The organism is Phycisphaerae bacterium, assembly GCA_035384605.1.
Taxonomy (GTDB): domain Bacteria; phylum Planctomycetota; class Phycisphaerae; order UBA1845; family PWPN01; genus JAUCQB01.
Genome location: DAOOIV010000219.1, coordinates 1 through 3,784 on the forward strand (window position 1 = coordinate 1; position 3,784 = coordinate 3,784).

2 protein-coding genes are annotated in these 3,784 nt (G+C 62.5%); both read left to right on the forward strand.

Features of this window, described 5'->3' with window-relative positions; all coding sequences use genetic code 11:
- Nucleotides 1-1,222 (forward strand): alpha-galactosidase (locus tag PLL20_21990; GenBank protein ID HPD32671.1); only part of this gene is annotated, 1,222 nt, incomplete at its 5' end.
- A 373-nt stretch (nucleotides 1,223-1,595) separates the two neighbouring features.
- A partial coding sequence (locus PLL20_21995) for a GH116 family glycosyl-hydrolase (GenBank protein HPD32672.1) occupies nucleotides 1,596-3,784 on the forward strand: 2,189 nt, incomplete at its 3' end.

Below are 3,784 nucleotides of genomic sequence, written 5' to 3' on the forward strand. Positions count from 1 at the left end.
GGCGCAAACGGCGGCGTGCAGCTCACACCAGTTCGGCGAGATGATCAACGCAAACGAGGAGAATCAGAAGTTCTTCGTCGACCGCTATGTCGAAGAGCGTCTGCCGCTGGACTACTGGTGGATGGACGCAGGATGGTATCCCAACGACCCTCGCTACCATGCAGCCGGTTGGCCCAACACAGGCACCTGGGAGGTGGACCACAAGCGCTTCCCCAACGGGCTGCGGGCAATAAGCGATCACGCGCGAAGCAAGGGCATCAAGACGATCGTCTGGTTTGAGCCCGAGCGGGTAACGCCGGGCACGTGGCTGTGGAGGAATCATCAGGATTGGCTGCTCGGTCCACCGGCCGACCCGAACCAGGACGTGGCCGATCGGTCGAAACCGGCAGACAAACTGCTGAATCTCGGCAACGACACCGCACGCGAGTGGCTGACCAACCATGTGGACAAGCTCTTGACCGACCAGGGCATCGACCTGTACCGGCAGGATTTCAATACCGACCCGCTCGGGCGATGGCGAGCCAACGATGCGCCCGATCGCCAAGGCATCACCGAGATCCGCTATGTCACGGGCTACCTGGCGTACTGGGACGAGTTGCGGCGCCGACACCCCGATATGCTGATCGACTCATGCGCCTCGGGCGGCCGTCGGAACGACCTGGAGACGATGCGGCGAGCCGTTCCCCTGCTACGCAGCGACTATATCCTCGAGCCGGTGGGTCAACAGAATCACACGTACGGGCTTTCGTTCTGGCTGCCGTTTTATGGGACGGGGATGAGCCGCGAGGGAATGTATGATTCTCGCAGTTGCTTCTGCCCGCACATCACCGGCTGTTACGACATGCGCGACAAGAAAGATGACTATGAGCGGGCTCGTCGGGTCATGAGTGATTGGAAACAGGTGGCGCCGTGCATGCTCGAAGGAGACTACTACCCGCTCACGCCATACAACGTTGCCAACGACGTCTGGATGGCATGGCAGTTTGACCTTCCGGAGAAGGGCGAGGGCGTGGTGCAGGCGTTTCGCCGCGGAGAGAGTATCTGTGAGTCGGCACGGTTCCCGCTCTGCAGCCTGCAGGCAGATGCGACGTACATCGTCACCGACCTGGACACCGACAAACCGGTGAGCATCAGTAGCCAAGCGCTCATGAAAGAAGGCCTGCCGGTGGAGATTCGCGGCCGGCCGGGGTCGAGGATTGTCCGATACGAGCGGCACAGGTAAGGCAGGATCCGGCAACGCCGACAGTCGGAAAATGGAGATTACTCGAGAGATGAGCGATAACAACGGCGCCAACGACAACGATAATGCAAAGCAGATGGATGTAACTCGGCACCCCTTATCCAACTCTCCCGCGATTCCGACACACCCGCAGCCATCTTGCCCCGAAGGGGCGACAGAAGGTCCGATCCACCAACGTGAACCTGTCGCCCCGCTGGGGCTGACTGACCCATGCGGCACTTTTTCCAGGGGCTCACGCCCCTGGCTACACACCGGCGCCCCTGCCGGGGCGGGTTCTACTGGTACTTTCCAGGAGCCATACCCCAATCCTATTCCTCAGGGTTGTTGCGAGAGTCGATGCTCCAGCAGCCATGACATGAGCCGCAGGGCCTTCCTTGCCTCAACAGGCCTGGCCATTGCGGGCACAGGCGCAATCAGGGCCATCGCCGGGCCGTTTAATCCCGCCGATGTGACCGACTTTCCTGTTCCGGCGGACAAGAAGCTCGATCCGTTGTGGGTTCGTTCGCTGTTTGAGCGCGGCGCCCCCACCATATACCGATCTGCCGCCGGCGAACTGGAACACATCGGTATGCCCATCGGCGGCATCTGCACCGGGCAGCTTTACCTGGGAGGCGACGGGCGGCTGTGGCACTGGGACATCTTCAACCAGCCCGCGCCCCAGGAATGGCGAAACGGCAGCGGTCCGCACTATGCCAAGCCGGCGGAGGTGAAATCGCCGATCGAACAGGGTTTCGCGATTCGAGTCGTCACGACAGATCGCGCCCAGATCCGGCCATTGGATCAACGCGGCTTCCGGGACGTTCGCTTTCGAGGGGAATATCCCATCGGTCTCGTCGAATATCGAGACGTCGACGTGCCGGTGGTGGTCAACCTCGAAGCATTCTCGCCCTTCGTCCCACTGAATGAAGACGACTCCGGTTTACCGGCCACGGTGTTGCGATACACGGTTCGCAATATCGGTGACTCGCCGGTCGAGGTTGAGCTCGGTGGCTGGCTCCAGAACGGCGTATGCCTGGCGTCGGGACAGCCTGGGCGGGGGCAGCGTGAGAACCGGATTCTGCGGCAGCCAGCTATGACCGTGCTCGAATGTCGGGCTCGGGCCAATCCGGCGGCATCAAAGCCGGTCGCGGAGGCCAGGCCGGACATCGTGTTCGACGATTTCGAGTCCGAGACATACGACAAATGGAGCGTGACCGGCACGGCGTTCGGTGACGGGCCGATCGCGACTTCGCAGATCGCCTCCTATCAAGGCGACGTCAACGCCCACGGCCAGCGGGTGGTAAACTCCCACAGTTCCCGCCGCGGGGGCGGCATCTCGGCCACGGATTCCCACATCGGCAGCATGACCAGCAAGGAATTCACTGTCGAGCGCCACTACATCCGCTTTCGCATCGGCGGGGGCGCTCATCCAGGTCAGACATGCGTGAACCTGCTGGTTGACGGAGCGGTCGTCCGCAGCGCGGCCGGCCACAACAATAACCGCATGCGGATCGAGCATTTTGACGTCCGTGAGTTCGCCGGTAAGCAGGCCCGCCTGCAGGTCATGGACGGCGTCAAGGATGCCTGGGGCAACATCGGCGTTGACGAGATTGTGTTTACTGACGGGCAGAAGGACGAACTCCAGATGCCGGAGCAGCAACCTGACGACGGCACGATGGCCCTCGCTCTCCTGGGTAACTCGGAGGGCGTCTTCGCCGACGCCGATTTGCCTGCCGGCCCGTTTCCGATTCCTCTGTTCAAGGCGCAGGATGGCCGGGCCGAAGCGAGCCGCGACTTCGGCCAGAGGCTGATCGGCGCGATCGGCGGCAAGAGGCGTCTGGCGGCAGGCGAGGAGGTGGAATTCACTTTTGTTCTCGCCTGGCACTTCGACGGCCTGTGGTGGGACTCACTGCCGTTCCTGGAGAACGTGCGAAACCTGAGGAGATTCTATGGCACGCGTTTCCGCGACGCGGCGGACGTCGTGCGTTACGTGGCCCGCGAGTTCGATCGGCTCTTGTCGCAGACGCGCCTCTGGCGCGACACCTGGTACGATTCGACGCTCCCCTACTGGCTGCTGGATCGAACGTTGGCGAACATCTCCACGCTGGCCACGGCGACCTGCTATCGCTTCGACAATGGCCGTTTCTACGGCTGGGAAGGCAACTACTGCTGCGGCGGCACCTGCACGCACGTTTGGCAGTATGCCCAGGCAGTGGGCCGGCTCTTCCCTGCCCTCGAACGCAGCACGCGGGAGATGATCGACTTCGGCCTGGCGTTCGACGATGCGACGGGGATCATTCACTACCGGGCGGAGGCTCATCGCGAACTGGCGGTCGACGGGCAGGCAGGCACGATCCTGCGAGTTTATCGCGAACACCAGATGTCCAAAGACGACGGTTTCCTGCGCCGCATCTGGCCGCGAGTACGCAAGTCGGTTGAGCTGCTCATGAGCCGCGACACCGACCACGACGGACTGTTGGACGGCGCCCAATACAACACCCTCGACGCCGCTTGGTACGGGCAGATCGCGTGGATCTCCTCGCATTACCTCGCGGCCGTGCGCGC